6 protein-coding genes are annotated in these 3,225 nt (G+C 56.9%); all 6 read right to left on the bottom strand.

Annotated elements, in window-relative coordinates; genetic code table 11:
* A partial coding sequence (locus ABD833_RS10200; RefSeq protein ID WP_345072769.1) for a transposase family protein occupies window positions 1–501 on the bottom strand: 501 nt, incomplete at its 3' end.
* A 5-nt stretch (window positions 502–506) separates the two neighbouring features.
* Window positions 507–683: a hypothetical protein gene (locus ABD833_RS10195; protein WP_345072768.1), complete on the bottom strand. Its 177-nt coding sequence runs from the start codon at window positions 681–683 to the stop codon at window positions 507–509.
* Complete coding sequence (locus tag ABD833_RS10190) at window positions 684–833, bottom strand: transposase family protein (protein WP_345072767.1); 150 nt, start codon at window positions 831–833, stop codon at window positions 684–686.
* Entirely contained in the window at window positions 830–1,357 is a 528-nt protein-coding gene (locus ABD833_RS10185) for a transposase (protein ID WP_345072766.1), read from the bottom strand. The genes ABD833_RS10190 and ABD833_RS10185 overlap by 4 nt, the downstream gene beginning before the upstream one ends.
* A gap of 41 nt (window positions 1,358–1,398) precedes the next feature.
* Complete coding sequence (locus tag ABD833_RS10180; protein WP_345072765.1) at window positions 1,399–2,025, bottom strand: transposase family protein; 627 nt, start codon at window positions 2,023–2,025, stop codon at window positions 1,399–1,401.
* Between the two features lie 22 nt (window positions 2,026–2,047).
* Window positions 2,048–3,109, bottom strand: coding sequence for an IS701 family transposase (locus tag ABD833_RS10175; RefSeq protein WP_345072764.1), 1,062 nt, complete (start codon window positions 3,107–3,109; stop codon window positions 2,048–2,050).
* Between the last annotated feature and the right edge of the window lie 116 nt (window positions 3,110–3,225).

Below are 3,225 nucleotides of genomic sequence, written 5' to 3'. Positions count from 1 at the left end.
GTGGGGACAGGTGAAGCAGAAGCCGGCATTGCAACTGTTCCGACCGGGCCCCGGCAAGGGTATTGCGGGTATCTGGGTGGGTTTCGCGGGCGTGGGCGCAAGATAAGCCCGGTGGGGACTGCGGACGCGCAGGTTGTGCAGGCCACAGGCCACGACCCTGACTGTGTCGCGCACCCACTCGCCGCGCAAACGCACCGTGTCACCGACCATGCGCAGGCGTTTGATCCCGCTGTGGGCGTGCTCGATGACGACGCGCAAGGGGCTCAGCAGCTGATTGTAGAGCTTTTGGGAAAAGGTCAGCTCCCGCTTCGGCGGCTTTTTGTGGGGCATCTCGACCACGACCCCGGCCGGGGCGTGGCCCAGCAGGCCCAAATCCTGGCGCAGCACGCTGCCGGCCGGCAGGTGCAGGGCGTACTCGTCGGCCATTTTTTTATCGTGTACCCGCCCGCCTTCCGTGGGGGAGAGAAAGTACACGTACTGCGTATCGTCGCACAAGGTCATGTTTTTCAGGCGGTGCGCTTTTTTTTTGCGCTGTACTCCTCGGCCTGCGCTTCGCCGTCGGGGTTGCGCGGCACCCCACGCTCGACTCCATCGTAGGTAAACACCTGGTCCGGGTGCTGGGCCAGGTGCCGGGCAAGTTCAGCCCCGTTGCACACGGGCAACAGCCCGCGCCGGCGCAGCACCTAGTTGAGCACGCCCAGCAGGGCCGTAGTCAGGCGGCTGACGCGGGTCTGCGAGACGCCGAAGCTGGCGACCTGGTGCTGCTGTAAGCTGTTGCTTTTGAGGTAGGTGAGCAGAAAAAAGAGCGGTTGTCTGACAATTTTAATGTTCACCCTGAAATAGCCATGACCCGCAGCCGCAGCTGCTGAAAATTAGGCATGCCAAAGGCGCATCGACGGATGCTACGGACTAAATTATTGAGTCCCTCCGTCACGGCATTGGACAAGTTGTCGAGCACGTAATTGGCAATCGGTTCTTTGTGGCGCTGGAGCGTTCGGATAAAGGAATCGAAGTGGGTAATTTTTTGTGCCTGGATACGCGCTACCCACCTGTCTAATAAGCCAATGGCAGCATCCACTGCTTGCGGCCGGCCTAGAATAGGGTGAAACTCTTCGCGCAGAAAATAGGCGGTTTTCAACTCGGCGTTCACCGCGAAGGCGGCCTGCAAGGTGTCGAACTCGGTATCACTCAGGCGGTGGTACTGCCTGAAAAGAAGCCATTTGAGCTGTTTGTAGCCCGCTTCGTCCGGGGCCTCTTTGCGCAAACGTCGCCGGAAGGCATCCAGGCCCTGATGGAGCAATTTTACCACGTGAAACCGGTCCAATACCAGCGTGGCCTGTGGGAAACAGGTGGCCACTACGGCCAGATACGGCTGCCAGATGTCGCAGCTAACGGCGGTTATCTGCTGGCAAAAAAACTGGACCAAGCCGTTGGAAATAAGCGACTAAGGTTTCTTTTTTTGCGGTATGGCAAGATATCCACCAGCGTGCCCGTGTCCAGGTTAGTGAGCAGGCAGATAAAGTGCTTCTTGCCTTTGCGGTGGCTTTGCTCATCAATGCTCAGGCGCCGCAGACCGACGTAACGCTGGGGCAGTTGCTCAGCCTGCCGGCACTGGTCGAGGACCAGACGCTCCACCGTTTTGGCGTGCATGCCGACGATGGCCCCCACTTCGCTATAGGGTTGTTTGCGGTAAAAGGCAAACACGTACCGGGCCTGCCGGTGGGTATAGCTTTTGTTGGCATCGGCAAACGGCAGCCGCTCGGTCGGGCAACTGCCACAGGTCGGACAGCGAAACTGCCGCACGCTCACCATCAGGTAAACCGCTCGCTCCGAAATATTTAAGTCACGCACGCGGCGCGTGGTACGGTCATTGACCACCGTGCATACCACCCCACAGGAAGGACATAGCGTCCGCGTGTCAGTCAAGGTACAGGCGATTTCTATGGTCGTTTTTGTGACCGTGACACCCGTCAGGGCCACCTGGGGCAAGCCCAGCAGGTCGGTGTAAAAAGCCAACTCATTCATGCCACAAGGTAAGTTACTGATGTTACGCGGAGAGCGTAGCGAGTTCGCGATGCATAGCCTGGAGGCCGACCAGATAAAGTTGTGCTTTGAGCCGGAAATGGCCGATGCCTAATTTAAGCTTGAGCACTTCTAACTTGGTGTAGGCCAGGATGGCGGCGAAAAAGTGATTGGCTTGGGTGTCGGGCGTTTTCGTGGGCGATTTGCCCAGCGACGTGTTCTGTTTGAGCGATTTATGGTACTCTTCCACTTTCCACCATCTTTGGTAAATCGTCGTCATTTGCGCGTAGTTCAGCTTCGTATCACTGCTGACCAGGTATAACACGCCCTGCGATTCGTCTTTGTTTGTAAAGACTTGCCGGGTTACGAGTACCGCCACCTCGACGGAACGCAACCAGACGCGCAGGGGCTGCTCATCGGGAAAAGCCAGTTTATCAAGGGCCTGAAACTGACCCGCCGCCCGCGCCCCTTCGCTTAGGGCCACGGTGCGGGAGGATTCGAGCGCCAGCACAAAGTGGTGGCCTAAATCGAGCACCGTATTCATGTTCTCGGCTGAGGCGTACCAGCTGTCGGCCAGCAGATAGCGGTAGGCCACCTGCTGCTGAGCCACGCGCAACATAGCCCGTAGGTATTCATTCTTAGTAAACTTGCATTTTACTTTCGTTTTCTGTGTTTTAGCATCACTTACGGCCTCTGTTTTTTCGATGAGTTCAACGGCAATGGGCAGGGCTAATCCGTCGCTTTGATAGAGCAAACTCACAAAATTGAGTCCTTTGACAAAGCGGCCCACGCTGTGGTCCCAATGCGTACAGATCAGCGCGCTCGGATCAGTATGCGCCTTTTCCAGAATGCAGTCATCCACAATCAGAACGGCAAACTCCTCGGCCGGGCGCTGGCACTCAGCCCGGCGAATGAGTGGTTTGGCTGCTGCCCAGACTTGCTGAGAGTCCAAATAAGAACTCGTCAACCAGCGCGTTACCTGGTCGTGGCTGACGGCTCCGGCCAGCAAGCGCGACAAGCCGGTCGCCGAGGTTTGGCCCGTCGAGCTAATCAGGTAATCCGTATACAAATCGAGCGTACAAGTCATCGCAGATTAGGCATAGTCTACTCTAAAGTAGCGCGTAACATCAGTTAGTTATACCCATCACGAAGCAGGTTGCGAATCGATAATATGAAATTTTAGGGTTAGCAGGGACATGAGTT

The sequence above is a fragment of the Hymenobacter fastidiosus genome, from assembly GCF_039539565.1.
Lineage (GTDB): Bacteria > Bacteroidota > Bacteroidia > Cytophagales > Hymenobacteraceae > Hymenobacter > Hymenobacter fastidiosus.
This window is presented reverse-complemented; position numbering and strand designations above follow the sequence as displayed.

Excerpts from the sequence above, each read along its gene's own strand:
- ABD833_RS10175 (WP_345072764.1), bottom strand. The coding sequence starts at position 3,109 with ATGACTTGTACGCTCGATTTGTATACGGATTACCTGATTAGCTCGACG.
- ABD833_RS10180 (WP_345072765.1), bottom strand. The coding sequence starts at position 2,025 with ATGAATGAGTTGGCTTTTTACACCGACCTGCTGGGCTTGCCCCAGGTG.